The 25,168-nt window shown below is 64.2% G+C and carries 17 protein-coding genes; 7 read left to right on the forward strand and 10 right to left on the reverse strand.

All coding sequences use genetic code 11. The annotated features are described in order from the left end of the window. Window positions 1-20: 20 nt before the first annotated feature. Genes J6497_RS11090 through J6497_RS11105 form a run of 4 tightly spaced genes read right to left on the reverse strand, consistent with a single transcriptional unit; the run spans window position 21 to window position 9,173 of the window. Window positions 21-3,131, reverse strand: a complete 3,111-nt coding sequence (locus tag J6497_RS11090) for an efflux RND transporter permease subunit (protein WP_225704300.1) — start codon at window positions 3,129-3,131, stop codon at window positions 21-23. Continuing rightward, a complete protein-coding gene (locus tag J6497_RS11095; RefSeq protein ID WP_225704301.1) occupies window positions 3,131-6,259 on the reverse strand; it encodes an efflux RND transporter permease subunit in 3,129 nt (1,042 codons plus the stop codon). The genes J6497_RS11090 and J6497_RS11095 overlap by 1 nt, the downstream gene beginning before the upstream one ends. A 51-nt stretch (window positions 6,260-6,310) precedes the next feature. Next, entirely contained in the window at window positions 6,311-7,744 is a 1,434-nt protein-coding gene (locus J6497_RS11100; RefSeq protein WP_225704302.1) for an efflux RND transporter periplasmic adaptor subunit, read from the reverse strand. Further along, complete coding sequence (locus tag J6497_RS11105) at window positions 7,734-9,173, reverse strand: efflux transporter outer membrane subunit (protein WP_225704426.1); 1,440 nt, start codon at window positions 9,171-9,173, stop codon at window positions 7,734-7,736. The genes J6497_RS11100 and J6497_RS11105 overlap by 11 nt, the downstream gene beginning before the upstream one ends. Before the next feature lie 533 nt (window positions 9,174-9,706). Here J6497_RS11105 and J6497_RS11110 point away from each other — a divergent pair. Next, window positions 9,707-10,741 carry a cysteine synthase A gene (locus J6497_RS11110; RefSeq protein WP_225704303.1) on the forward strand — a complete coding sequence of 345 codons (1,035 nt, stop codon included), beginning with the start codon at window positions 9,707-9,709 and terminating at the stop codon, window positions 10,739-10,741. A gap of 140 nt (window positions 10,742-10,881) precedes the next feature. Here J6497_RS11110 and J6497_RS11115 read toward each other — a convergent pair whose 3' ends face one another. The 4 genes from J6497_RS11115 to J6497_RS11130 are packed head-to-tail and all read right to left on the reverse strand — an operon-like array spanning window position 10,882 to window position 15,394. Beyond that, window positions 10,882-11,622 (reverse strand): amino acid ABC transporter ATP-binding protein, encoded by a 741-nt coding sequence (locus tag J6497_RS11115; protein WP_249793495.1) that lies wholly within the window; start codon window positions 11,620-11,622, stop codon window positions 10,882-10,884. An 11-nt stretch (window positions 11,623-11,633) separates the two neighbouring features. Further along, window positions 11,634-13,157, reverse strand: a complete 1,524-nt coding sequence (locus J6497_RS11120; RefSeq protein ID WP_225704304.1) for an amino acid ABC transporter permease — start codon at window positions 13,155-13,157, stop codon at window positions 11,634-11,636. Continuing rightward, the gene (locus J6497_RS11125) at window positions 13,157-14,359 is read right to left on the reverse strand and encodes an amino acid ABC transporter permease (protein ID WP_225704305.1); all 1,203 of its coding nucleotides are present in this window, start codon (window positions 14,357-14,359) and stop codon (window positions 13,157-13,159) included. Before J6497_RS11125 ends, J6497_RS11120 begins: the two co-directional genes overlap by 1 nt. An 18-nt stretch (window positions 14,360-14,377) precedes the next feature. Then, a complete protein-coding gene (locus J6497_RS11130; RefSeq protein WP_225704306.1) occupies window positions 14,378-15,394 on the reverse strand; it encodes an amino acid ABC transporter substrate-binding protein in 1,017 nt (338 codons plus the stop codon). A gap of 314 nt (window positions 15,395-15,708) precedes the next feature. Between J6497_RS11130 and metC the strand changes: the two genes are divergently transcribed. The 5 genes from metC (at window position 15,709) to J6497_RS11155 (ending at window position 21,400) form a co-directional block, all read left to right on the forward strand. Beyond that, window positions 15,709-16,902 (forward strand): cystathionine beta-lyase, encoded by a 1,194-nt coding sequence (metC, locus tag J6497_RS11135; protein WP_225704307.1) that lies wholly within the window; start codon window positions 15,709-15,711, stop codon window positions 16,900-16,902. A 205-nt stretch (window positions 16,903-17,107) separates the two neighbouring features. Then, a complete protein-coding gene (gene cpaB, locus J6497_RS11140; RefSeq protein WP_225704308.1) occupies window positions 17,108-17,905 on the forward strand; it encodes a Flp pilus assembly protein CpaB in 798 nt (265 codons plus the stop codon). A 14-nt stretch (window positions 17,906-17,919) separates the two neighbouring features. Further along, window positions 17,920-19,371 (forward strand): type II and III secretion system protein family protein, encoded by a 1,452-nt coding sequence (locus tag J6497_RS11145; protein ID WP_225704309.1) that lies wholly within the window; start codon window positions 17,920-17,922, stop codon window positions 19,369-19,371. A 20-nt stretch (window positions 19,372-19,391) separates the two neighbouring features. After that, complete coding sequence (locus J6497_RS11150; RefSeq protein ID WP_225704310.1) at window positions 19,392-20,126, forward strand: CpaD family pilus assembly protein; 735 nt, start codon at window positions 19,392-19,394, stop codon at window positions 20,124-20,126. Next, window positions 20,123-21,400, forward strand: coding sequence for a CpaE/TadZ family protein (locus tag J6497_RS11155; protein ID WP_225704311.1), 1,278 nt, complete (start codon window positions 20,123-20,125; stop codon window positions 21,398-21,400). Before J6497_RS11150 ends, J6497_RS11155 begins: the two co-directional genes overlap by 4 nt. A gap of 9 nt (window positions 21,401-21,409) precedes the next feature. Here the strand turns inward: J6497_RS11155 and J6497_RS11160 are convergent, their stop codons facing one another. Both J6497_RS11160 and J6497_RS11165 read right to left on the reverse strand, forming a co-directional pair. Continuing rightward, window positions 21,410-22,234, reverse strand: coding sequence for a tetratricopeptide repeat protein (locus J6497_RS11160; RefSeq protein WP_225704312.1), 825 nt, complete (start codon window positions 22,232-22,234; stop codon window positions 21,410-21,412). A gap of 150 nt (window positions 22,235-22,384) precedes the next feature. After that, window positions 22,385-22,630: a PilZ domain-containing protein gene (locus J6497_RS11165; RefSeq protein WP_225704313.1), complete on the reverse strand. Its 246-nt coding sequence runs from the start codon at window positions 22,628-22,630 to the stop codon at window positions 22,385-22,387. Between the two features lie 281 nt (window positions 22,631-22,911). Here J6497_RS11165 and J6497_RS11170 point away from each other — a divergent pair, with 281 nt between their 5' ends. Continuing rightward, a complete protein-coding gene (locus tag J6497_RS11170) occupies window positions 22,912-24,606 on the forward strand; it encodes a Na/Pi cotransporter family protein (protein WP_225704314.1) in 1,695 nt (564 codons plus the stop codon). The last annotated feature ends 562 nt before the right edge of the window (window positions 24,607-25,168 follow it).

Genomic DNA, 25,168 nt, shown 5'->3' on the forward strand with positions numbered 1-25,168 from the left:
CTTCGCGGCCGCCAATTCAACTATTCCGCGGGCGCCGCCAGCGCTGCAGGTTCGGGACGTCGCCGCAATCGGTCAATCAGGAGGTAGATCACCGGCGTGGTGTAGAGTGTCATGATTTGCGAGACGATTAGCCCGCCGATGATGGTGATGCCGAGCGGCCGGCGCAGCTCCGTCCCGGGACCGGTGGCGATCACCAGCGGAATACCGGCAAACAGCGCCGCCATGGTCGTCATCAGGATCGGCCGGAACCTTGCGCTGCAGGCCTCGAAGATCGCATCCGCCGAGGACAGGCCGCGGTGACGTTCGGCATCGAGCGCGAAATCGACCATCATGATGCCGTTCTTCTTGACGATGCCGATCAAGAGAATGATGCCGACGAAGGCGATCACGGTCAGCGGCGTGTTGGTCAGCTGCAGCGCCAGCAGCGCGCCCAGCCCTGCGGACGGCAAGGTCGAGATGATCGTCAGCGGATGCGCCAGGCTCTCATAGAGCACCCCGAGCACGATATACATCGCGATCAGCGCCCCCAAGATCAGGAGCGGCTGCCTTCCGCTGGTCTTGTTGAAGTCGCGGGCATTGCCGTCAAAGCTGCCACGGATGCCCTCGGGCATGTGCAATTCGTCGATGGCCCGCTGGATATTCGAGGTCGCTTCCTGCAGCGGCACATCAGGCAACAAATTGAACGACACCGTGGTCGAGGGGAACGACTGCGTGTGGTAGACGGCGAGCGGCGCCAGCCCGCGCTGATAATGGACGACAGCCGACAGCGGCACCTGGACGCCGTTGGCGCCAGCCACGTAGATGCGCTCAAGATTGGACGGATCGGTCTGGAATTTTGGATCGATCTGCAGCACCACCATGTATTGGTTGCGCTGGGTATAGACGATCGAGATCTGCCGCTGCGAGAACGCGTTGTTGAGCGCGTTGTCGATATCCTGCACGCGGACGCCGAGGCTCGAGGCGGTCTTGCGGTCGATCACCAGGTTGAGCTGCAATCCGCCGGGATCACGGTCCGAGGAAACGTCGGTGATGCCTTCGACGGTCTCCATTCGCTTGGCAACGATTGGCGCCCATTTCTGCAGGAGGTCGAGATCGGCGCTCGAGAGCGTGTATTGGTAGTCGGAATCGCTCTGTCTGCCGCCGGCGCGGACGTCTTGGGCCGCGAACATGAACAGGCGGATACCTGGCACCGTGAAGAGGTTGCGGCGCAGGCGATCGATTACGAGCTGCGTCGAAACCCCACCCCGCTCCTCCGGCGATTTCAGGCTGATGAACATGGTGCCGCGGTTGGCGCCGCCGCCACCGGGTCCGCCACCGCTGCCAATCGAAGAGCCGATGCCGGCAACCGCGGGATCGGCCATCACGATATCCGCCACCTGCTGCTGCAGCTTCAGCATGGCCTGGAACGAGGTGTCGGGCGATGCCCGCGTCGCACCGATGATGAAGCCGCTGTCGTCGGTCGGGAAATAGCCCTTGGGCGTCTTGATATAGAGCGTCACAGTCAATGCGATCGTGGCGAAGAACACGAGCAACGTCAGGAACGGAAAACCGAGCACGCCGCGCAGCGTCCACGTATAGAAGCGCACCACGCGCGACAGGGTTCCCTCGATCAGGCGGTCGAACCAGGTGGCGCGGTCGGAGGTCGCCTCCTTGATGTAGTGGGCGCAGATCATCGGGGTGATCGTGAGCGACACCAGGGTCGAAACCAGGATGGCGAATGTGAGCGTCAGCGAAAATTCGCGGAGCAGCCGGCCGACGATGCCGTCCATGAAGATCAGCGGCGTGAAGGCGGCGATCAGCGACAGCGAGATCGAAACCACGGTGAAGCCGATCTGCTTGGCTCCCTCCAGCGCCGCCGGATAAGGCGCCATGCCGTGCTCGAGATTGCGGTACATATTCTCGATCATCACGATCGCATCGTCGACGACAAAACCGACGGAGATCGCCAGCGCCATCAACGAAAGATTGTCGATCGAGAAGCCGGCGAGCCACATGCCGGCGCAAGTGCCCGCCAGGGCCAGCGGCACCGAGACGCCCGCCGCAATCGTCGGCGTGACCCGCCGCAGGAACACGAATACCACAACCATGACCAGTCCGGCCGTCGCAAGCAGCGTCAGTTGCATGTCGAGCACGCTGGCGCGGATGGTGCCGGTGCGGTCCACGAGGGTAGAAATCTCGAGACCTGCCGGAATCCATTGCTTCAGCTCCGGCAGCATCGCCGTCACCCGGTTGACGGTATCGATGACATTCGCATCGCCCTGCTTGGTGATCTGAATCAGGACCGCCGGCTGCTTGTTGAACCAGGCGACCGAGCGGACGTTGCGCACGCTGTCTTCGATTTCGGCGACATCCGACAGGCGGACGAAATTGCCGCTCGAGCTCTTGATCAGGATGTTGCGGAACTCGGCGGCAGTCCGCATTTGCGGATTGATCGAGAGCGTCTCGCTCTGGCGGCCACCATTGAAGATGCCGACCGGCCCGAGCGGATTGGCATTGACAATGGCCTGGCGGACGTCCTCGGTGGCGATGCCGGCGTTCGACAGCGCCACCGGATTTAGCGAGATCCGCACCGCCGGCTGATCGGCGCCCGAGACCGTGACCTCGCCCACTCCCGGTACTTGCGAGATGCGCTGCGCGAGCACGGTATCCGCAACGTCGTACATCGCACTGGTGGACATCGTCTTGGACGTCAACGCCAGCACGAACACGGGCGCCGCCGCAGGATTGGCCTTCCTGAAGATCGGCAATCTCGGCAGGTCGGTCGGCAGATCCGCCATCGAGGCGTTGATCGCCGCCTGCACGTCGCGGGCGGCACGATCGATGTTGCGCCCGATCGCGAACTGCACGTGGATGCTGGTGGTGCCAAGCGAACTCGTCGACGTGATCTGCTCGACGCCCGCGATCTCGCCGAGCCGGCGCTCCAGCGGCGCCGCCACGGTTGCAGCCATCACCGAGGGGTCGGCGCCCGGCCGCGTGGCGGACACCCGGATCATCGGGAAGTCGACATTCGGAACCGACGCCACCGGCAGGAACTCGTACGCCACGATCCCGACCAGGAAGAGTCCGATCGCCATAAGCGTGGTGCCTACCGGACGACGGATGAAGGGCTCCGAGATCGAGATCGACGCCATCACTGCATCCCCTCGGTCGCCCCCGCGACGGGCGGGCCCTGCGGACCCGGGTCCGGCAGCGCGTGCTCGATCCTCCGGTTCAGTCGGTCGAGCGCAAGATAGATCACGGGCGTCGTGTAGAGCGTCAGCAACTGGCTGAGCAGAAGGCCGCCGATGATGGAAATGCCGAGCGGAAAGCGCAGCTCGGCGCCGGTGCCGCTTTCGACCGCAAGCGGCAGCGCGCCGAACAGCGCCGCCAATGTCGTCATCATGATCGGCCGGAAGCGCAACAGGCAGGCCTGCACGATCGCGTCATAGGGCGACATGCCCTGATGCCGCTCCGCCTCCAGCGCGAAGTCGATCATCATGATCGCGTTCTTCTTGACGATGCCCATCAGGAGAATGATGCCGATCAGGCCGATGACCGAAAGGTCCTGCCCGAACAGCATCAGCGCCAGGATGGCGCCGACGCCCGCCGAAGGCAGCGTCGACAGGATCGTGATCGGGTGGATGTAGCTCTCATAGAGCACGCCGAGCACGATGTAGATCGTGATGATGGCGGCGAGGATCAGCCAGGGCTGGCCGGCGAGCGATCTGGAAAATTCCGCGGCGTCGCCGGCAAAGACGCCGACGATGCTGTTGGGCATGCCGATCCGGGTCTCGATCGCCTTCACTGCTCCAACGGCATCGCCGAGCGCCTCGCCGGGTGCAAGATTGAAGCTGAGCGATATCGCCGGGAATTGCGCCTGGTGCGAGATCGCGAGCGGCGCCGTGGTGCGCGTCAGCGTCGCCACTGCTGAGAGCGGCACCTGCGCGCCGTTCACGCCGGGCAGATACAGCTTGTCGAGGATCGATGGGTCGCGCTGGTACATCGGCAGCGCCTCCAGCACGACGCGATACTGGTTGGCCTGCCCGTAAATGGTCGAAATCTGTCGCTGCGCGAACGCGTCGTTCAGGGTGTCGTTGACGGCCTGCAGGTTGACGCCGAGCTGGCCGGCACGCTGGCGATTGATATCGAGTGCCGCCCGTAGGCCGGCCTCCTGGGCCTCGGACGACACGTCGCGGAACATCGGATCACGCCGCATCTCGGCGACCAGCCTGCCCGCCCAGAGCGACACCTCTTTCGCATCCGTGCCGGTCAGAGTGTACTGGTACTGCGACCGGCTCGACTGTGTCGAAATCTGCACGTCCTGCACCGGCTGGAAATAGATGGTCATGCCGGGGATCGACGCCGTCTTCTGCTTCAGCCGCGCAACCACTGTCGAAACGTCGTCGCGCCGTTCGCCGAGCGGCTTGAGCGTCATCACGAGCCGGCCGACATTGGTGGTGGGGTTGACCGAACCGGCGCCGATCACGGAAACCACGCCAGTCACGTCGGGGTCCGACTTGATCAGGTCCGCCGCCTTGGTCTGCCGCGCCTGCATTTCGGCAAAGGAGACGTCCGCGCCAGCCTCGGTCACCGCGGTGATCGAGGACGTATCCTGCAGCGGCAGGAAGCCCTTTGGCGCGATCACGTACATGAACAGCGTGAGCGCGATGGTGGCAAAGGTCACCAGCAGGGTGGCGCGCTGGCGCTGCAGCACCCACAGCAGCGTGCGGTGATAGAACGCGACCATGTGGTCGATGAACCGGCTGACGGCGCCCAGGCCGGGCAGCACGAACTCCTCACCGACGTGCTTCAAGAGGCGCGAGCACATCATCGGCGTCAACGTCAGCGAGACCACCGCCGACGTCACCACCGCGATCGTCAGCGTCAGGGCGAATTCGCGGAACATGCGTCCGACCAGCCCGGACATGAACAACAGCGGAATGAAGACAGCGATCAACGACAGCGTCAGCGAGATCACGGTGAAGCCGATCTCGCTCGCGCCCTTGAGCGCGGCTTCCATCACCGACTCGCCCTCCTCCATGTGACGGACGATGTTCTCGATCATCACGATGGCGTCGTCGACCACGAAGCCGGTACCGATCGTCAGCGCCATCAGCGACAGATTGTCGAGGCTGAAGCCGGCAAAATACATGATGCCGAAGCTCGTGATCAGCGACAGCGGCAGCGCGACGCCCGCGATCAGCGTGGCGCGCAGGGAGCGCAGGAATAACAGCACCACCAGCGTCACCAGCACGACGCTCAGGATCAGCGTGAACTGCACGTCGCGGACGGAGGCGCGGATGGTGACGGTGCGATCGCTCACCACGGTCAGATTGACGCCGGCCGGAATTAGCCGCTGCAACCGCGGGATTTCGTCACGGATCTGGCGGACCACATCGATCACATTGGCGCCGGGTTGGCGCTGGATGTCGATGATGACCGCCGGCGTGCCTTGGTACCAGCCGCCGGTGCGGTCGTTCTCGAGGCCATCCACGATCACGGCCACGTCGCCGATCGTCACCGGCGAGCCGTTGCGATAGGCGATGATGATCGGCTTGTAGGCTTCGGCCGCCGCGATCTGGTCGTTGGCGGCGATCGTATAGGCCTGCTGCGCGCCGTCGAGCGATCCCTTCGGGCCCGAGACGTTGGCGCCGGCGATCGCGTTGCGCAGATCCTCCATCGAGATGCCATAGGCCGCAAGCCGCGCCAGGTCGGCCTGCACCCGCACCGCCGGCTTCAGCCCGCCCAGTACGGCGACGCGGCCGACGCCGGAGATCTGGCTGAGCCGCTGGCCGAGGATGGTGTCGGCAAGATCGCTCATCGCACGCAGCGAGACCGTCTGCGACGTCAGTGCCAGCGTCATGACCGGCGCGTCCGCTGGATTTACCTTCGCGTATACCGGCGGGTATGGAAGGTTCTTCGGCAATACGCCCGCGGCGGCATTAATCGCAGCCTGGACATCCTGCGTTGCGCCATCGATGTCGCGGTTGAGATCGAACTGCAGCGAGATCTGGCTGACGCCGAAGGAGCTGGTCGAATTCATCGACGACAGCGACGGGATCTGGCCGAGTTGGCGTTCCAGCGGCGCCGTGATCAGGGAGGCAATCACGTCGGGGCTGGCGCCCGGCAGTTGCGTCGTCACCTGGACCGTCGGGAAGTCAACCTGCGGCAGTGCCGAGACCGGCAACGCGAAATAGCCAAGCGCGCCGCCGATCAGGAGCGCGATCCCGAGCAGCGAGGTCGCGATCGGCCGGCGGATGAACGGTTCAGAGACGCCCATGGCTTTGCGTGCCCGTCCTTGCGAGGTCAGATATTCAGGTTGGTCGTTCGGTCATGGCTGCGACTTCGCTGCGCCGCCCGACGTGTCACCCCCCGTTGCCGCTCCGTTCGAGCCCTTCTGATCGCCCTCGCCCTGCGTACGCTCACGCCGCGATCGATGCTCGCCATCCTTCGCCTGACCATCCTTGGCTTGGCCATCTTTAGCCTGACCATCTTTGGCTTGGCCGTTCTTCGCATCCGGACTGCGGCTGCGCTTGCGCGGGGCGAGATCGGCGGTCGGCGCGGCGTCGTCCTTGCCGATGATGACCTTCGATCCATCGGCGAGATTGGCAAATCCCGTCGTGACGACGCGATCGGAGACCGCAATCCCCTTGCCGATGACGGCGTCATGCTCGTTCTGTTGGATGACCGTCACCGGCTTTGCGGTGACGATATTGTCCTCGCCGATCACATAGCTGAAGGTTCCGGCCGGCCCGCGCTGCACGGCCGAGGTCGGCACCACGATCGCCTTTGGCAGCGTCTCGACTTTCAGCCGCACATTGACGAATTGGCCAGGCCAGAGCTGGAAATTGCCGTTGGGAAATTCCGCCTTCAGTTTCAGCGTGCCGGTGGTCGGGTCGACTTGGTTGTCGATGCCGGTCAGTTTGCCGGTATCGATCACGGTCACCCCGTCATTGCCGAACACATCGACCCCCAGCGTCCCCTGGGCGGCCGCGGCGTTCACCCGCACGATTTGCTGCTGCGGCAGGCTGAACCAGACCGCGATCGGTTGCAACTGGGTGAGAACGACGAGGCCGGTGGTGTCGGAGCCGTGGATGATGTTGCCCTGGTCGACCTGGCGCAGGCCCGCGCGACCCGAAATCGGCGCGACGATCTTGGTGTAGCTCAGCGTCGCCGCCGCATTGTCGATCGCGGCCTGGTCGGCCTTCACCAGCGCTTCCTGCTGCGCAACCACCGCCTTCTGGGTGTCGGACTGCTGCTTCGAACCGGCGTTGGTTTGGGCGAGCTGCTGGTAGCGGGCGAGGTCGAGCCGCTGGTTGGCGAGCAGCGCCTCGTCCTGCGCCTTCTTGGCGACAGCCTGGTCGTACTGCGCCTGATAGATCGCGGGATCGATTTCGGCGATCACGTCCTCTTTCTTGACGTCCTGCCCCTCGACAAAGTTCACCTTGATCAGCTTGCCATCGACCTGCGAGCGAACCGTGACCGTATTGAGCGCGCGCACCGAACCGACGCCGTCGAGATAGACTGGCATGTCCTGCACGCGCGGCATGGCTGCCAGCACCGGCACCGGCAGGTCCGGCCGGGCGTTGGCGTTGCGGCCGCCGCCCTTTTGCTGCCAGGCCAGCCAGCCGATATAGCCGAGCCCGCCGAGGATCACCGCGGCAATGGCGAGCGACGCCATCCGCTTGAGCAGGCGCGACAACAAGCCCGGCTTCTTCAGCTCCGCAGCCTTCGCGTCGTCCTTTGCTTCGGGCTTAAAGAGCATTGACCGGTCTCTCCACCTTTGGCTCCCAGCCACCGCCCAGCGCCTGATACAGGCTGATGATCGCCTGCAGCCGGGCAAGTTGCGCCTGCCACAGCGCGTCCTCGGCCTGGAATAGAGTCAGTTGAGTATTTAGCACAGTTACGATGTCGGCAGTTCCGGCCCGCAACTGCTGCTCGGACAATTGAAACGCCCGCTGTGACGCCGCCACGACGTCACGCTGCAGCCTCAGCCTGATCGTGGTCTGGCGTATTGCCACCAATGCGGTGTCGACGTCGGCAAAGGATTGCACCACCGTCTTGCGATAGGTTTGCAGCAGTTCTTCCTGCTGTGCCTTCGTCAACTCGAAATTGCCGAGGATCCGCCCGCCGTCGAAGATCGGCTGCGTCGCGCTGCCGACCAGGCTGAAGAACGCCGCATGCGGCTGGAACAGCGCCGACAGCGCCGAGCTCTGGTAACCGCCCTGCCCCGTCAACTGAATGCTCGGAAAGAACTGTGCCCGGGCGCTGCCGACATTGGCGGTGGCGGCGGCAAGCTGCGCCTCCTGCCGCCTGATGTCGGGACGCTGCGTCAGCAGGTCCGACGGCAGGCCCGGCGTCACCCGGGGAATGGCAATGTTGTTGAGCGAGCCGCCTGTGATGCGCACGCTCTCCGGCGGCCGCGACACCAGTGTCGCTAGCGCATTGATGTTCTGATCGAGGGTCTGCCGGAGCGGCGGCACCAGCGCGCGCTGGTTCGCCACCACGCTCTCCTGCTGCGCGACGTCGAGATCGGTACCCGTGCCAGCCTCGAAACGTTCCTTGATTGCGTTGAGGATGCGCTCCGCGCTGGCGATGTTGCGCTGGGCGGTGCGAATCCGATCCTGCGACGCCAGCACCTGGAAATAGGCGGTAGCGACAGCGGTCAGCGTGGTCAGCGCCACCACCTCGCGGTCAAACCGGCTCGCGACCGCAGTTTCTTCCGCCGCCTGCGCGGCGTCGCGATTCTGGCCCCAGAAATCGAGTTGATAGCTCGCGGCAAGCGAGGCGTTGTAGTTGACCACCTCGCGCCCGCCGATGCTGAGGCCACTCGCGCTCGAGCCAGAGGTACGCGAATAGCTCTCCGATCCAGTGCCGGAGAGCGTCGGCAGCAGGGCCGCGCCGGTGATCCGCGCCTGCGCGTCCGCTTGCTTGAAGCGCGCCACGGCCGCGGCAATGTCCAGATTGACCCGCTGTGCTTCCTCCATCAGCGTCGTCAGTTCCGTCGAGCGAAAGCCCCGCCACCAGTCGAGCGTTGGCGGCGCGTCGGCGGCCTTTGCCGCCCGCGCCGCCTTGTAGCCGCCGGGAATATCGAGCGCGGGATCGGGAAGGTCCTTGGTCAGGAGGCAGCCGGCCGAGCTCGCCGCGATCACAAAGCCCGCAAACGCGCGCACCACGCTTCGCAGGCTTGGCACGGGCGCGCGCGGCCGTTCGCCGACAACAGCCCCCCGGACGCGCTGGCTCACCTCAGTTCTCCTCCGCGTGCCGAATCACGTCGCGACGAGTTCGCAACGCGTTGGGAGATGGTCTGTAGAACCTTCACGGAGTGATGCTTCCAGTGGAACCGACCCGCCATACTACCCCGGGCGCATGGCAAGCGGACAGTCCCGCCGACCCAACGACAGACGGCGGCCAAGCTCAACCAGGGAACCGCCAAAAGGTCAAGTTGTCCTTATTTTTCGGGCCTTACTTTGATTTCGTCGGCACTGGGAGCCGTCAGAATCTTACGAAGATTTCATGGGGATTTCGCCGCCCCTGTTGCCCCGAATCCCCATTACACCCGCACCGAAGGCAACCCATTTCACGAGCCGGGAGTCGCGAGGCGGATTGCCGCGGACCGGGAGTTGATTCGGGCCGGCACGCGCCGCGCTGCAAGGGCCTTTCCCTTTTGCCGGCCCCGCACTAGGGTCAGGCGGGAGCGAAATAACCGGCAAAGATTACCCCCGACATGACCATCAACAATGACGTCGTCGAAGCCATCGGCAATACGCCGCTGATCAAATTGAAGCGCGCCTCCGAGCTGACCGGATGCACCATCCTGGGCAAGGCCGAGTTCATGAATCCCGGCCAGTCGGTCAAGGACCGCGCCGGCAAATGGATGATCCTGGAGGCCGAGAAACGTGGCGCGCTCAAGCCGGGTGGCCTCGTGGTGGAATCCACCGCCGGCAATACCGGTATCGGGCTCGCGGTGGTCGCCAGCGCCCGCGGCTACCGGACCCTGATCGTGATTCCGGAAACCCAGAGCCAGGAAAAGAAGGACACGCTGCGGCTGTGCGGCGCCGAACTGGTCGAGGTGCCGATGCTGCCCTATGCCAATCCGAACAACTATCAGCATGTCGGCAAACGGCTGGCCGACCAACTCCGCAAGACTGAACCGAATGGCGTGTTGTTCGCCGACCAGTGGAACAATCTCGATAACGCCAAGGCGCACTATGACTCGACCGGTCCGGAGATCTGGCAGCAGACCGGCGGCAAGGTCGACGGCTTCATCTGCTCGGTCGGCACCGGCGGCACGCTCGCCGGCACCAGCCGCTACTTGAAGGAAAAGAACAATGGCATTGTCGTCGCCTGCGCCGATCCACACGGCGCGGCGATGTACGAACTGTTCAAGCATGGCGAGGCCAAGTCGACGCCGGGCGGATCGATCACCGAAGGCATCGGGCTCGGACGTGTCACCTCCATCATCGAGACCGCGAAGGTCGACGACGCCTTCCTCATTCCGGACGAGGAAGCGGTCACTGTGATTTACGAACTCCTGGAGCACGAGGGTCTCTGCCTCGGCGGCTCGACCGGCATCAACATCGCCGGCGCGATCCGATTGGCAAAGCAGCTCGGGCCCGGCAAGACGATCGTGACGATCCTCGCCGATTCCGGTAATCGCTATCAGTCCAAGCTATTCAATCCGGATTTCATGCGCTCGAAGAACCTGCCGGTGCCGGCGTGGCTCGAGAAGCGCACCGAGATCGACCTGCCGTTTGTGTGAGATGCCGCAACACTCACCGACCTCATCCTGAGGAGCGGCCTTCAGGCCGCGTCTCGAAGGATGGGCCACGGGCTCTATGGTTCGAGACGCGCGCTATCGCGCGCTCCTCACCATGAGGGAGACCGCAACGACGGAAACACTCATCTCAAAATCTGACTGAGGAACAGCTTCGTCCGCGCGTGCTGCGGATGAGCGAAGAATTCCTTCGGCGTGTTCGACTCGATGATCTGACCGGCGTCCATGAAGATGACGCGGTCGGCGACCTCGCGGGCAAATCCCATTTCATGGGTGACGACCAGCATGGTCATGCCCTCCTTGGCGAGGTCGACCATGGTGTCCAGGACTTCCTTCACCATTTCCGGATCGAGCGCCGAGGTCGGCTCGTCGAACAGCATGACCTTGGGATTCATGGTAAGCGCACGCGCGATCGCGACGCGCTGCTGCTGGCCGCCGGACATCTGGCCCGGATATTTGCTCGCCTGATGCGGGATCTTCACGCGCTCCAGAAATTTCATCGCGGCGGCTTCGGCGTCCTTCTTCGGGACGTTGCGCACCCAGATCGGCGCCAGCGTGCAATTGTCGAGCACGGTCAGATGCGGAAACAGGTTGAAGCTCTGGAACACCATGCCAACCTCGCGCCTGACCTCGTCGACGCGCCGCAAGTTCGGACCAAGCTCGATGCCATCGACAATGATCTCGCCTTCCTGAAATTCCTCGAGCGCGTTGATGCAGCGAATCAGCGTCGACTTGCCGGAGCCCGAAGGCCCACAGATCACGATGCGCTCGCCCCTGCCGACTTCGAGATTGATGTCGCGCAGCACGTGGAACTCGCCGTACCACTTGTTGAGGCCCTTGATGCTGACGATCGGATTCGAACTCATGGCGGATGCACTCAGTTGCGCCGGTGCGCGTTCAACCTGTTCTCGACGAACAGAGAATAGCGCGACATGCCGAAACAGAACACGAAATAGATCAGCCCGGTGAAGGCAAAGCCGGTGAAAGCCGTGGTCGGTGTCGCCCAGGTGGGATCGCTGAAGGAAGCGCGCAACTGACCTAACAGGTCGAACAGCGCGACAATCGACACCAGCGAGGTGTCCTTGAACAGCGCGATGAAGCTGTTGACGAGGCCTGGAATGACGTGGCGCAGCGCCTGCGGCAAGATGATCAATGCCGTCGTTTTCCACCAGGACAGGCCGAGCGCGCTCGCCGCCTCCCCTTGCCCGCGCGGGATCGCCTGCAACCCGCCCCTGATGACCTCGGCCTGATAGGCGCCGGCAAACAGCGCAATGCCGATCAGTGCGCGCACCAGACCATCGATGGTGAAGCCGGTTGGCACGAACAGCGGCAGCATGTAGGTCGCAAAGAACAGCACCGTAATCAGCGGCACGCCACGCCAGAACTCGATGAAGGCGATCGAGAAGAAGCGGATCAAGGGGATGGTCGAGCGCCGCCCGAGCGCCAGCGCAATGCCGACCGGCATCGAAGCGACAATGCCCGTCACTGAAACGACCAGCGTCACCAGCAAGCCGCCCCAGAGCCTGGTGTCGACCACGGGAACGCCGCCGCGGTCGAGCTTCATGACGGCTATCACCAGGCCGATGCCGGCGAAGGTCGCAAGACTAACCAATAGCGGCCGCCAGCCGGTGCGCAAGCTGCCGCCGAGCAAGAACAGCAGCAGCGAGATGGCGACGGTGGTGATCCCCAGATCGACCCAGACCGGCTGACCAGTGATCTGGATCCGGTCCCGCAGCCATTGCAGCGGCAACAGCACCCAGGAGATCACCGTGCTGATCAGGACGATCAGCTTTCCGAGCACCCAGAGCACCGGCCCGATCACTGCGGTGGCTTCGCCGGCCGCGGCGAGCTTGCGCCCGCCGTCGCCGATGCTGTCGTTGAAGCCTGACAATAGCGACGTGAGCCAGCTCACGGCAAAACCATCGAGCCCGCCACCGCGCAGCAGGAAGAACGCCACCACCGGAAAGGCCAGGAAGAACAGGCCGGCATTGATGCCCTTGGCGGGAAGCCGGGGAATCAACAGCGGTAACAGGAGCACGGCCGCAAGGAAGAAGGTCAGATTGACCCGCCAGCGCTCCGGCTCCGGATAGAACCCATAAATGAACTGGCTGAACTTGGCCTGGATGAACGGCCAGCACGCGCCGACCGGATGCCCTGCATTCTCGGCCAGGCAAGCGGCACGGTCCTTGCCGGTCCAGACCGCGTCCACCAGCAGGAATTTGACCGTGGGGACGAGCACGAACCACAGCAGGAGCACGCTGACGATCGTGATCAGGATGTTGGTCGGCGAGTTGAACAGCCGCGTGCGCAGAAAGCCCAGCAAGCCCGTGGTCTTCATCGGCGCCGGCCGCTGCGGCACCAGTTCCTCGCGGACGAAATTGGAAACGGCGATATCGCTCATCAGCCCATGCTCCGACTGATCCGCCAGCCATAGAAGCTCATGATCGCGCTCGTCACCAGCGAGATCAGGAGATAGACGCCCATGGTGATGCCGATGATCTCGATCGCCTGGCCTGTCTGGCTCAACGTCGTTCCGGCGAACACCGACACCAGGTCGGGATAGCCGATCGCGACCGCGAGCGAAGAGTTCTTGGTGAGATTGAGATACTGGTTGGTGAGCGGCGGCAGGATCACGCGCAGCGCCTGCGGGATCACGATCAACCGCAACACCTCACCGCGGTGCAGCCCGAGCGAGGAGCCGGCCTCCATCTGTCCCTTGTGCACGGACAGGATGCCGGCGCGCACGATCTCGGCGATGAAGGCGGCGGTATAGGTCGCCAGCGCCAGCGTCAGCGCCACGAACTCTGGAATGAGGCGCGAGCCGCCGGCGAAATTGAAACCCCTCAGCACCGGCATCTCGAAGGTCACCGGCGCGCCGAAGATCAGCGCCGTCACCAGCGGCAATCCGATCAGGAGGCCCAGCACGTATGGCCAGATCGTGAGCATATTGCCATGCTGGTGGAGCTGTCGCCGCGCGTAGCGCCAGAGTGCCAGCGCCGCCACGATCGCGATCAAGACCGCGACGACAAACGGTTCGAAGCCGGGATTGCCGATCGGGCTTGGGATCACCAGGCCACGATTGTTTAGGAAGAACATGCCGAACACGGAGATGCTCTGCCGCGGACTGGGCAATGCCGCGAGCACCGCCAGATACCAGAACAGGATCTGGAACAAGAGCGGCAGGTTGCGTACCAATTCGACATAGCCGCCGGAAATCCGCGACAACAGCCAGTTCGGCGACAGCCGCCCGAGCGCCACGATGAAGCCGATCACCGTGGCGAAGAAGATGCCGATCACCGAGACCAGCAGCGTATTGATCAGTCCGACCAGGAAGACACGGGTATAGGTGTCCGAGCCTGTATACGGGATCAGGCTCTGGCTGACGTCAAAGCCGGCAGTGTTCTGCAGGAAGCCAAAGCCCGCGGTGATCCGCTGCGCCTGCAGGTTGGCGCGTGCATTGGCCACGATCTCATAGGCAATCCAGGCGAGCACGGCCACGAACAGGAGCTGGACAACGAAGCCCCCCCACCCTGCGCGGCCGCCGAGCGCCCGTTGCAGCCTGAGCACAAACTGCGACGGTGGTTTCCGGGACTCGATGGCCATCGCCGTGTGCCAGTTGGATCAGCGGATCGGCGGCGCGTACTGGATACCGCCCTTATTCCAGAGGTTGTTGAGACCGCGGGCGATGCCGAGCTTCGAGCCTGCGCCGACGTTGCGGTCGAACGCCTCGCCGTAGTTGCCGACCGCCTTCACGATCCGTGCGAACCAGTCCTTGGTCAGGCCGAGCTGCTCGCCGAGATTGCCGTCCGTGCCGAAGGCGCGCTTCAGCTCCGGCTTGTCGGATTTCGCCATCTCGTCGACATTCTTCTGGGTAACGCCGAGTTCCTCGGCATCGACCATCGCAAACAGCGTCCATTTCACAATGTCGAACCATTGGTCGTCGCCATGACGAACCATCGGTCCGAGCGGCTCCTTCGAGATCACCTCAGGCAGCACGACGTGGTCGGCGGGATTGGCGAGCTTCAGTCGCTCGGCATAAAGCTGCGAAACGTCGGAGGTGAAGACGTCGCAGCGGCCGGATTCATAGGCCTTCACCGTCTCGTCAGCAGAGGCGAACGCGATCACCTCATACTTCATGTTGTTGCCCTTGAAGTAGTCGGCGAGGTTCTGCTCCGTCGTAGTCCCGGTCTGCACGCAAACCGAGGCGCTATTCAACTCCAGCGCCGAATTGACCTTCAGCGACTTCTTCACCAGGAAGCCCTGCCCGTCATAATAGGTCACGCCGGTGAAATTGGCGCCGAGCGAGGTATCGCGCGACAGCGTCCAAGTGGTGTTGCGCGACAGCACGTCGATCTCGCCGGACTGCAGGGCGGTGAAGCGGTCTTTCGCCGAGAGCGGCACGAACTTGACCTTGGTGCCGTCGCCGAAGATCGCCGCCGAGATCGCGCGGCAGACGTCCACGTCAAGCCCGGTCCAGTTCCCTTTGTCATCCGGGGACGAAAAACCCGGCAGGCCCTGGCTTACCCCGCAGGACAGCATGCCCCGCTCCTTGACCGTCTTGAGGGTTTGCGCTGAAGCGGCCTGCGCCGAAAGGCCGGCGGCAAGGGCAAGGGTGAGAACCAGCGATACGCGTTTCATGGCAGGGCCTTTCAAGGGGTCGTCCGGGAAGGTTTGCTTGCGGTCGCCTCAAACGTTAACGAACCGACCGATGATCCCCAGCGAATCGCCGATCTGGCCTGCATGTCGCGTGCCAATCAGCCAAGCATTGGATCGAAGGTCGCGGCAGGCCCCTCAACGTGCGGCGACTAGAAGTTGGGCGCATCACATAGTGACTGGCGAGCCGGGTCAAGGGGTTGACGGGGCTCTTCCCCGTCCTGTTATTAAAAACCCTAACCCGGGCCGCTTCTTCCGACGCGTCACGGCTGTGGCAAGAAGTCTTTGACGGCGAGCGCATGAGCTTTTCCAACGACGGATCGGACTACCCACAACAGCCCGAAACCCGCCTGGTGACGGCGGGGCGGGATACGGAGGCGCAGAAGGGCTTCGTCAATCCGCCGGTCGTCCACGGTTCCACCGTGCTCTACCCTACGGCGGACGACCTCCATGCCCATCGCGGCGAATACCAGTATGGCCGCCACGGCACGCCGACAACGCAAGCGCTTCAGGACGTGCTGATGGCGCTGGAGGGGCCGCAATGCGCCGGCGTCGGGCTGGCGCCGTCGGGCCTTGCGGCAATCAGCACGGCGTTATTGTCGGTGCTTAGGGCGGGCGACCATCTCCTGGTCTGCGACAACGTCTACCGCCCCTCGCGCAATTTCTGCAACGGCATGCTGGCGCGCTATGGGGTGGAGACCACCTATTTCGATCCGCTGATCGGCGCCGGCATCGAAGCGCTGTTCAAACAGAACACCCGCGCGGTGCTGGTCGAAGCGCCAGGCTCGCAATCCTTCGAGATGCCTGACATTCCCGCGATCGCTGCCGTCGCGCATGCGCGCGGCGCGCTGGTGATCGACGACAATACCTGGGCGACCCCGCTCTATCACCGCTCGCTCGAGCAAGGCGTCGACATCAGCATCCAGGCCGCCACGAAATATATCGGGGGCCACTCCGACATCATGTTCGGCACCATTTCGGCGAATGCCAAGGCGTGGCCGACGCTCGCCGAGGGCATCCGCCTGCTTGGCGTCTGCGCCGGGCCCGATGACGTCTATCTGGCGCTGCGCGGCCTCCGCACGCTGTCCGTCCGGCTAGCGCAGCATTTCCGTGCCGGACTGGAGATGGCGCGCTGGCTGCAGGCGCGTCCCGAAGTGGCGCGGGTGCTGCACCCCGCGATCGAAGGCGATCCCGGCCACGCGATCTGGAAGCGCGATTTCACCGGCGCCTCCGGTCTGTTCAGCATCGTGCTGAAGCCTGCCCCGCAGAAGGCGGTCGATGCCCTGCTCGACACCGTCAAGCTGTTCGGCATGGGCTATTCCTGGGGCGGCTTCGAAAGCCTGGTCATCCCCTTCGATTGCAGCGACTACCGCACCGCCACCAAATGGGCACCGGGCGGTCCGACCCTGCGGCTCCATATCGGACTCGAGAGCATCGACGACCTCAGGGCCGATCTCGATCGCGGCTTTGCGGCGCTGAAAGCCGCCATGTGAATGCACAGCCCCGCAATTTTGCGGGCTTCTTCGCGCATGCAATAACCGCGCGTTCACCATGACGAAGAACTCCAAGTCCTCGTCAGCCAAATCATCCTGCGCATCAAGTTCCCCTACACTTTTGCTGCCTTAGTCATGCTCCCGGGTTGGGCTGCCACTGCCGTGCGGCGGTGGCAGTCTGGGGTAAGCGTAAGCAGTCAAGCGTATGAACATCGCACGTATCGTCGTCCTGACCATCGCGCTTGGTGCTGGCGGCGTCGCGGCCTATCTGGTCCGCCAGCCCGAGGCCAAGCCCGGTCCGGCCGAGCCGGTCGCGCAGCAACTGCCGACCGTCGAAGTTCTGGTCGCGCAATCCGACATCGGCCTCGGCCAATCGGTCAAGCAGGAAAACCTGCAATGGCAGGTCTGGCCAGCCGCGACCGCAAGCAACAATTTCATCCGCCGTTATGACAGGCCCGATGCCATCAAGGACTTGATCGGCTCGATCGCGCGCATGCCACTGATTGCCGGCGAGCCAGTCCGGGAGCAGAAGCTCGTCAAGACGGACGGATCGGGCTTCATGGCGGCAATCCTGCCCTCAGGTAGCCGCGCGGTCTCGACGGAAATCTCGGCAGAGACCGCTGCGGGCGGCTTCATCCTGCCGAACGACCGCGTCGACGTCATCCTCAGCAGGCGTGAGAAGAATCCGGACCAGAACGGCGCCGACGTCGTCCGTGCGGAGATCATCCTCAGCAATATCCGCGTGCTCGCCATCGACCAGGCGCCGAAGGAAAAGGACGGTGCCAATTCCCTGCTCGGCAAGACTGTCACGCTTGAACTGAAGCCCAACCAGACCGAGACGCTGGCGCGGTCGCGGCAGTCCGGCGTGCTGTCGCTCGCGCTACGCAGCATCACCGACGTCAATGTCGCTGACGTCGCCTCCCAAGACCAGCCCCCGAAGCGGGGCCAGAGCATCAACGTGGTTCGCTACGGCGTCCCGAGCTCGACAACGACACAGAAGTGAGAAGGACGCCTGACATGAAATGCGGTCGAACCAAACTTGCGGTGCGATCCCCCGTGGTCCGCATCCTCTGGCTTTCGGCCGCGGCCGCGCTGACGCTCTCGCCTGTCATCGCCGCCGATTCCGAGACCCAGGGCGCGCCACCGGTTGCCAGTTCGCCGGCCAAGACCCGTTTCCTTGCGCTCGGCGTCGGCAAATCCGTGATCGTCGACCTGCCGCGCGATGTGAAGGACGTCCTGGTCGCGGACCCCAAGATCGCCAACGCCGTCGTCCGCTCCGCGCAGCGGGCCTACATCATCGGCGCGGCGGTCGGGCAGACCAACGTCGTGTTCTTCGATGCCGACGGCCAGCAGGTCGCCTCCTATGACATCGCGGTGAAGCGCGACCTCAACGGGGTGCGCGCCGCGCTGAAGCAGACGCTGCCGGGCGTCCAGATCGAGGGCGTCGGCGACGGCGTGATCCTGACCGGCTCGGTGTCGTCCCCGATCGAGGCCCAGCAGGCCGGCGACCTCGCGGCACGGCTGGTCGGCGGCGCCGACAAGGTGGTCAACGCCATCACGGTGCGCGGCCGCGACCAGGTGATGCTGAAGGTCAATGTTTCTGAAGTGCGGCGCGACATCGTCAAGCAGATGGGCGTCGATCTGTCGGCCAACATGAACTACGGCACGGCGATCGTGAACTTCAACAACACCAATCCATTCACGGCCTTCGGCCGCCCGCTCGTGGCAGACAATGACGGCGCCGTCTCGGCGGTCGCCAAGGGCATTCCCACCGTCACCGCCACCTTGCGTGCGATGGAAAGCGCGGGCGTGGCGCGAACGCTGGCCGAGCCCAACCTGACCGCGATTTCTGGGGAATCGGCGACCTTCATCGCTGGCGGCGAATTCCCGATCCCTGCAGGCTACTCCTGCGATCCGGTCACGCATGTCTGCACGACCCAGATCCAGTTCAAGAAGTTCGGCATCTCCCTCAACTTCACCCCGGTGGTGCTGACCGAGGGCCGTATCAGCCTGCGCGTGATGACGGAGGTCTCCGAGCTCTCCACCGACAACGCCATCACACTGAACCAGGGCGGCAGCTCGCTGACCGTTCCTTCGATCACCACCCGCCGCGCCGAGACGACGCTGGAAATCCCCTCCGGCGGTTCGATGGCGATGGCCGGCCTGATCCAGCAGAAGACCAAGCAGGCCGTCAACGGCATGCCCGGCGTCGACCAGTTGCCTATCCTCGGCGCGCTGTTCAGGAGCCAGGACTTCGTCAACAACGAAACCGAGCTGATGGTGCTGGTGACGCCCTATGTCGTGCGCGCGGTGGCGCAGAAGGAACTGTCGCGGCCCGATGACGGGTTCGCGCCGGCTGCCGATTCCCAATCGACGCTGCTCGCTCGCATCAACCGCATCTACGGCGTGGCAGCCCGCGCCGAGCCGGTCGGAGCCTATCCCGCCAATTTCGGCTTCATCATTGACTGAGCTTGCGAAGGGACGCGACGATGACGGGCAGAATACAGCACCATCGCACACTGTACCGGTTGGGCGCCCTCGTCGGCCTGTCGATCGCACTTGCGGCCTGCCGCAGCGGCGGTGACGACCTCACGACTGCGACCGTTCCCAACGACTACCGTCTGCGGCATCCGATTGCCGTTACCGAAGCGGATCGCTCGATGGTCATCTTTGTCGGACACGGCCGGCCGGGCCTCACCGCCCCGCAGCGCGCCGATGTGATGGGACTGGCGCGAACCTGGACCCGCGAAGGCACCGGCGCGATCATCGCCGAGGTGCCGGTCGACACGCCAAACGCGCGGGCGGCCGGCGCGACCTATCAGGAAATCCGCTCGCTACTCACGGCCGGCGGCGTGCCCCCGCGCGCCATCACGCTGCGCAACTACCATCCCGACGATCCGCGCACGCTGGCGACGATCCGCCTGAGCTATCCGAAGATCACGGCGGTCGCGGGTCCCTGCGGGCTGTGGCCGGAGGATCTCGGCCCCTCGCTCGACGACTACGGCTACAACCAGAACAAGCCGTACTACAATCTGGGCTGCGCGACCCAGCGCAACCTGGCGGCGATGATCGACAATCCCGCGGACCTCGAACAGCCGCGCGCCGAAACGCCGGCCTACTCGCCGCGGCGTGACGTGGCGTTCGAGAAGTACCGAAAGGGCGTTTCGACCACCACCAACTACCCCGAAGCCGACAAGGCCAAGCTCAGCGACACAGGCAAATGATCAGCCGCGCCAAACATCCTGATAACGAGACCGAAGCCGCGCCACCGCATGCCGACGACTATATCGCCCCTGCCCCGCGCGTGTCGGTGCAGGCGTTCTGCGCGACGGTAGCGACCGCGACCACCGTGAAGGCCGCGAGCGAAGACCGCCGCCTCGCCAAGGCGCATCTCTCGGTGCATATGGGCGGCATTGCTGCGGCAATCGACGCCTATCACACGGCACCGACCCCGAACGTCATATTGCTCGAGACCGAGAGCGGCAGCGACTTCCTCGCCGGCCTCGACGAACTCGCGACCGTCTGCGATGCCGGCACCCGCGTCGTCGTGATCGGCAGGGCCGACGACAAGGCGCCCTATCGCGAACTGGTGCGCCGCGGCGTCAACGACTATGTGATCGGCCCCGTCGAGGTGCTCGACGTGGTGCGCTCGATCTGCAGCCTGTTCTCGGCATCCGAGGCGATCACAGTCGGCAGGATGATCGCGGTCTGCGGCGCCAAGGGCGGCGTCGGCGCATCCACGGTCGCACACAACATCGCCTGGGCCATCGCGCGCGACATCGGGCTTGATTCCGTCGTGATCGATCTCGACCTCGCATTCGGCACGGCCAGCCTCGATTACAACCAGGACCCGGTGCAGGGCATCGCCAATGCGGTGTTCCAGCCGGAGCGCCCGGACAGCGCACTGATGGAACGCCTGCTCGCGAAGTGCACCGATCATCTCAGCCTGCTGGCGGCGCCGGCGACGCTGGAGCAGGTCTATGATTTCGGCGCCGATGCGTTCGATGCGATCTTCGATACGCTGCGCATGACGACACCCTGCATCGTGCTCGACGTGCCTCACCAATGGACCGCCTGGACACGCCGCGCGCTGATCGGCGCCGACGACATCCTGATCGTTGCCGAGCCCGATCTGGCCAACATGCGCAACACCAAGAACATGGTGAACACGCTGAAGGCGGCGCGGCCCAATGACCGTCCCCCGCTCTATTGCCTCAACCAGGTCGGCATGACCAAGCGGCCGGAGATCGAGGTGCGCGGCTTCGCCAAGACCATCGACAGCCAGCCGATCGCCACCATTCCCTTCGACTCGAAGCTGTTCGGCACCGCCGCCAACAACGGCCAGATGATCGCGGAGATCGCCGCCAACCATCGCGTCGCCAAGACGTTCCTGCAGATCGCGCAGCGGATGACCGGACGCGCGGATACCAGCACGCAGCGCAATTCGCTGTTGTCGCCGATCATCAAGACGTTGCGCGCGGTCGGCGCCCGATCGTGAGCCGCCGTATCAATCGGAGCCGGCGGCCGCCACCGGGATTTTCTCGCCACCGCCCCGTGGCCCTTCCTTCCGCGCCAGCACACGCTTCAATGCAGCGACATTGGCGGCGGCTTCCTTCGGCGGCAAATCGGCCCTCACAATGCTCTCCGCCTCGCTGGAGCGGCCCTGCAAGCCGACCGCGAGCGCGAGGTTGGCCTTGATCCGCTGATCGTTCGGCGCGCGGCTGCGGGCGCTTCGGAGCGTCTCCTCGGCTTGCGGCAAATCCTTCGACAGCACGTAGGACAGCCCGAGATTGGACAGCACCGACGGCTCATCGGGCACGATCTTGAGCGCGCTCGCATAGTATTGCCGCGCCTCGTCATGACGGTCGAGCTGGTCGAGCGCCGCTCCCTGCGCGGACAGGATCCGCCAATCCGGATCGTCAGGGCTGTGGGCGCGGCCGAGCACGTCGAAGGCCTGCTGGAAATTGCCGTTGTCGGCGAGCGCGCGCCCGTAGCCGGCGAGCAGCGCCTTGTTGTTCGGCTGGGCCATCGAGGCCTGCTCGAGGATTGCAACCGCTTGCGCGCGCTGGCCGGTGGCGCGTAGCGCCCTGGCGTATTGCAACGCTGCCGCAGCGTCCTTCGGATTGGCCTTGAAGCGCTCGTGATAAGTCTCGAGGTCACGCCGCGGGTCAGTGCTCGGCTTGCTGGCCTCAGCCTTGTCGCCGAGCGCGCCCGTGATGTCGGAAGGGATGGAGGTCTGGCAGCCGCTAAGCGCCAGCACCAGGGCCGCCGATGCTGCCGCGCCGGCGATGAGCCTTGCGGCGGGAGATCGGTGAAGCAACTTCTGGGACATGTACCCTGACCACGGTCGGCGACTGGCCGAATGCTTCGCAGCTTAACCCTAAGTTCGGGTTAAGAGAGTTCCATCCGCAGCGGATATGGATCGGTCCTGTCGCGCACCGCGCCGCCGGCGAGTCTTGCCGGCAGCGGCCCTGCGTTGCGCCTAATCGACAAACTGTGCACCGAACTCGCAGCCGATCCGCCAGGCGAGCCGGCATTGGCGCGGGCTGCCGTTCGACAGGATGATCGTGAATTCAGAGGGGATTTGCGCATATTCGGCGATCACCTTGACGCCGCCGTCCGAGATGTCCGTGATCATGCAGTCGCGCGGCAGGGTGCCGGTGCCGAACTGGATCTTGGCGAGACTCCTGCACAGACGACGCTCGCTCTTACGTCGATTGACGAACATGTCGATCCCCGGTCCCATTCATTGATTAGCCCGTTTCTCCATTTGCTGTAGCGAGGAATCGTTGGAATCTGACTAGCGGAACGGCTCGCACTTGAACTCTCGCGTTCAGATTCCATTTACCCGCTCGCCGTGCCTTTTCCTCGAAATGACGCAATCGCGGGCGAAGGGGTCCATGACGCGAGTGAATTCCGGTCTCCATTCCCTGGGGAACAAACGGGTTGATCTGCCGTCGTTTGGCAGCAACCTGACCCTTTGTCCCGATTTCGGCGAAGCTGGCGAGCATGGGAAGTATGGTTCTGCTTGATCTGATGGGCGGTGTGGCATTGCTGTTGTGGGGCCTGCACATGGTCCACAGCGGAATTCTGCGCGCGTTCGGGCCAGATCTGCGCATCCTGCTGGCAAGAGCGCTGAACAACCGGTTCACCGCCCTCGCCGCGGGCCTCGGCCTGACCGCCCTGCTCCAGAGTTCGACCGCCACCGCCCTGATCACAAGTTCGTTTGCTTCCGAGGGGCTCGTCAGCTTGGTTCCGGCGCTGGCGATCATGCTGGGTGCCAATGTCGGCACCACGCTGATCGTGCAGATTCTGTCGTTCAACATTGCCGCGATCGCCCCTCTCCTCTTCATCATCGGGCTCGTCGCCTTCCGCAGTGGGCCGCGTTCGCGCATCAAGGATATCGGCCGCGTCTCGATCGGGCTCGGGCTGATGCTGCTGTCGCTGCACATCCTGCTCGATACGCTGGCGCCTGCGGAGAATGCGCCCGGCGTGCGCGTCGTCATGAACGCGATCACAGGCGATCCCGTGCTCTGCATCTTCATCGGCGCCGTCGTCACCTGGCTCGTGCATTCCAGCGTCGCCAGTGTGCTTCTGGTGATGTCGCTCGCCTATTCGCAATTCATCACGCCCTATGCGGCGCTGGCGCTGGTGCTGGGCGCCAATCTCGGCAGCGCCATCAATCCGTTGTTCGAAGGCGCGCGGCGCGATGATTCCGCGAGCTACCGGCTGCCGCTTGGCAATCTCATCAACCGCGCGGTCGGCATCCTCCTGGTCGCGCCATTCCTGCATCCGATCGCCGATTATGTGCAGGCCTTGCAGCCCGATCTCGCCAAGGCGACCGCGCTGTTCCACATCGCCTTCAACGTCGCGACAGCGGTCCTCTTCATCGGCGTGCTCGACAGCCTGGCGCGGCTGCTCAACATGCTGCTGCCCCGGCGCGTCCGCGATGCCGATCCTGCGCGGCCGCGCCATCTCGACGAGAGCGCGCTCGAGACGCCATCGCTCGCGCTTGCCGATGCCGCGCGCGAGACGCTGCGCATGGGCGACATCGTCGAGGAGATGCTGCGGAAGGTGATGGCTGCGATGATGACGGATGACCGCGTTCTGGTCGAGCAGGTGTCGCGCATGGATAACAGCGTCGACAGCCTCGACGAGGCGATCAAGCTGTATGTCACGAAGCTCACCCGCGGCAGTCTCGACGAGCGCGAAGGCCAGCGCGCGATGGAGATCATCTCGTTTGCGATCAACCTCGAACATATCGGCGACATCATCGACAAGAATCTGAGCGAGCTCGCCACCAAGAAGATCAAGCGTCGCCTGCAATTTTCGCCCGAAGGCACCGAGGAACTCTGGGCCTTCCACAAGCGCACGCTAGATTCGCTTCGGATCGCATTCGGCGTGTTCATGTCGGGTGACCTGAACGAAGCGCGCAAGCTGGTTGAGGAAAAAGCCGCGCTGCGCAACGCCGAGTTCGCCGCCACCGAGCGGCACCTCGAACGCCTGCGCGAGGGCCGCCCCGAAACCATCGAGACGACATCGCTGCACCTCGACGTGCTGCGCGATCTCCGCCGCATCCATTCGCACATCTGCTCGGTGGCCTATACCGCACTCGTCTCGGCCGGCGAACTCGCCACCGATCGGAGCACCGAGCGCGATGTCAGCGCGCTGCCGGCGACCTTCGCACAGCCGACCTCGCGGTAGTTTGCAGCGAACGCCAAGCGTCAAGCAGCTTGCAATTGACCGCGGTGTCGTCCCGTCGAAAGACGGGACCCATAACCACGGGCAGTTGTTATTGCGCGAGCATGTGGTTGCAGCGGAGCACATTAAAAAAGCCTGTGGTTATGGGTCCCGGATCCCGGCTACGCCAAGGCTTCGCCGCGGCGCGGCAAGTCGGGGACGACGGGCGGAGAGTTCTGATGCAAATGTCAAATAGCTCTGCGGACGATCTAGTATTCCAGAGGCGTCTGAGCTTAAGCCGAGAGGCTGCCGGATACTGGATGCCCGCCTTCGCGGGCATGACGGTGGAGTGTGGGGAGAGGATGTGAGTCCGCATTCTCGCGGCGCATTGCGTCCGAGTCTTGCTTTACTTTCCACCCTCTCATTGAAGTGAGGGCGCAGGGAAAGCCGGGTGCCGGTCGCACCCGTGGGCCCCGTGCAACAAAAAGCACGGGGGTAGGACCACAGGTCAACCGGAGCAACACCGGCTTTCCCTGCGCAGTGGTTTACGGCTTACTTCGTGCTCTTCCCGGTGACCGGGCTTTCT

It is taken from the genome of Bradyrhizobium cenepequi (genome assembly GCF_020329485.1).
Classification (GTDB): Bacteria; Pseudomonadota; Alphaproteobacteria; order Rhizobiales; family Xanthobacteraceae; genus Bradyrhizobium; species Bradyrhizobium cenepequi.

Coding starts and splice junctions, on each gene's coding strand:
- J6497_RS11090 (WP_225704300.1), bottom strand. CDS start 3,131: ATGGCGTCGATCTCGATCTCGGAGCCCTTCATCCGTCGTCCGGTAGGC.
- J6497_RS11095 (WP_225704301.1), bottom strand. CDS start 6,259: ATGGGCGTCTCTGAACCGTTCATCCGCCGGCCGATCGCGACCTCGCTG.
- J6497_RS11100 (WP_225704302.1), bottom strand. CDS start 7,744: ATGCTCTTTAAGCCCGAAGCAAAGGACGACGCGAAGGCTGCGGAGCTG.
- J6497_RS11110 (WP_225704303.1), top strand. CDS start 9,707: ATGACCATCAACAATGACGTCGTCGAAGCCATCGGCAATACGCCGCTG.
- J6497_RS11115 (WP_249793495.1), bottom strand. CDS start 11,622: ATGAGTTCGAATCCGATCGTCAGCATCAAGGGCCTCAACAAGTGGTAC.
- J6497_RS11120 (WP_225704304.1), bottom strand. CDS start 13,157: ATGAGCGATATCGCCGTTTCCAATTTCGTCCGCGAGGAACTGGTGCCG.
- J6497_RS11125 (WP_225704305.1), bottom strand. CDS start 14,359: ATGGCCATCGAGTCCCGGAAACCACCGTCGCAGTTTGTGCTCAGGCTG.
- J6497_RS11130 (WP_225704306.1), bottom strand. CDS start 15,394: ATGAAACGCGTATCGCTGGTTCTCACCCTTGCCCTTGCCGCCGGCCTT.
- metC (WP_225704307.1), top strand. CDS start 15,709: ATGAGCTTTTCCAACGACGGATCGGACTACCCACAACAGCCCGAAACC.
- cpaB (WP_225704308.1), top strand. CDS start 17,108: ATGAACATCGCACGTATCGTCGTCCTGACCATCGCGCTTGGTGCTGGC.
- J6497_RS11145 (WP_225704309.1), top strand. CDS start 17,920: ATGAAATGCGGTCGAACCAAACTTGCGGTGCGATCCCCCGTGGTCCGC.
- J6497_RS11150 (WP_225704310.1), top strand. CDS start 19,392: ATGACGGGCAGAATACAGCACCATCGCACACTGTACCGGTTGGGCGCC.
- J6497_RS11155 (WP_225704311.1), top strand. CDS start 20,123: ATGATCAGCCGCGCCAAACATCCTGATAACGAGACCGAAGCCGCGCCA.
- J6497_RS11160 (WP_225704312.1), bottom strand. CDS start 22,234: ATGTCCCAGAAGTTGCTTCACCGATCTCCCGCCGCAAGGCTCATCGCC.
- J6497_RS11165 (WP_225704313.1), bottom strand. CDS start 22,630: ATGTTCGTCAATCGACGTAAGAGCGAGCGTCGTCTGTGCAGGAGTCTC.
- J6497_RS11170 (WP_225704314.1), top strand. CDS start 22,912: ATGGGAAGTATGGTTCTGCTTGATCTGATGGGCGGTGTGGCATTGCTG.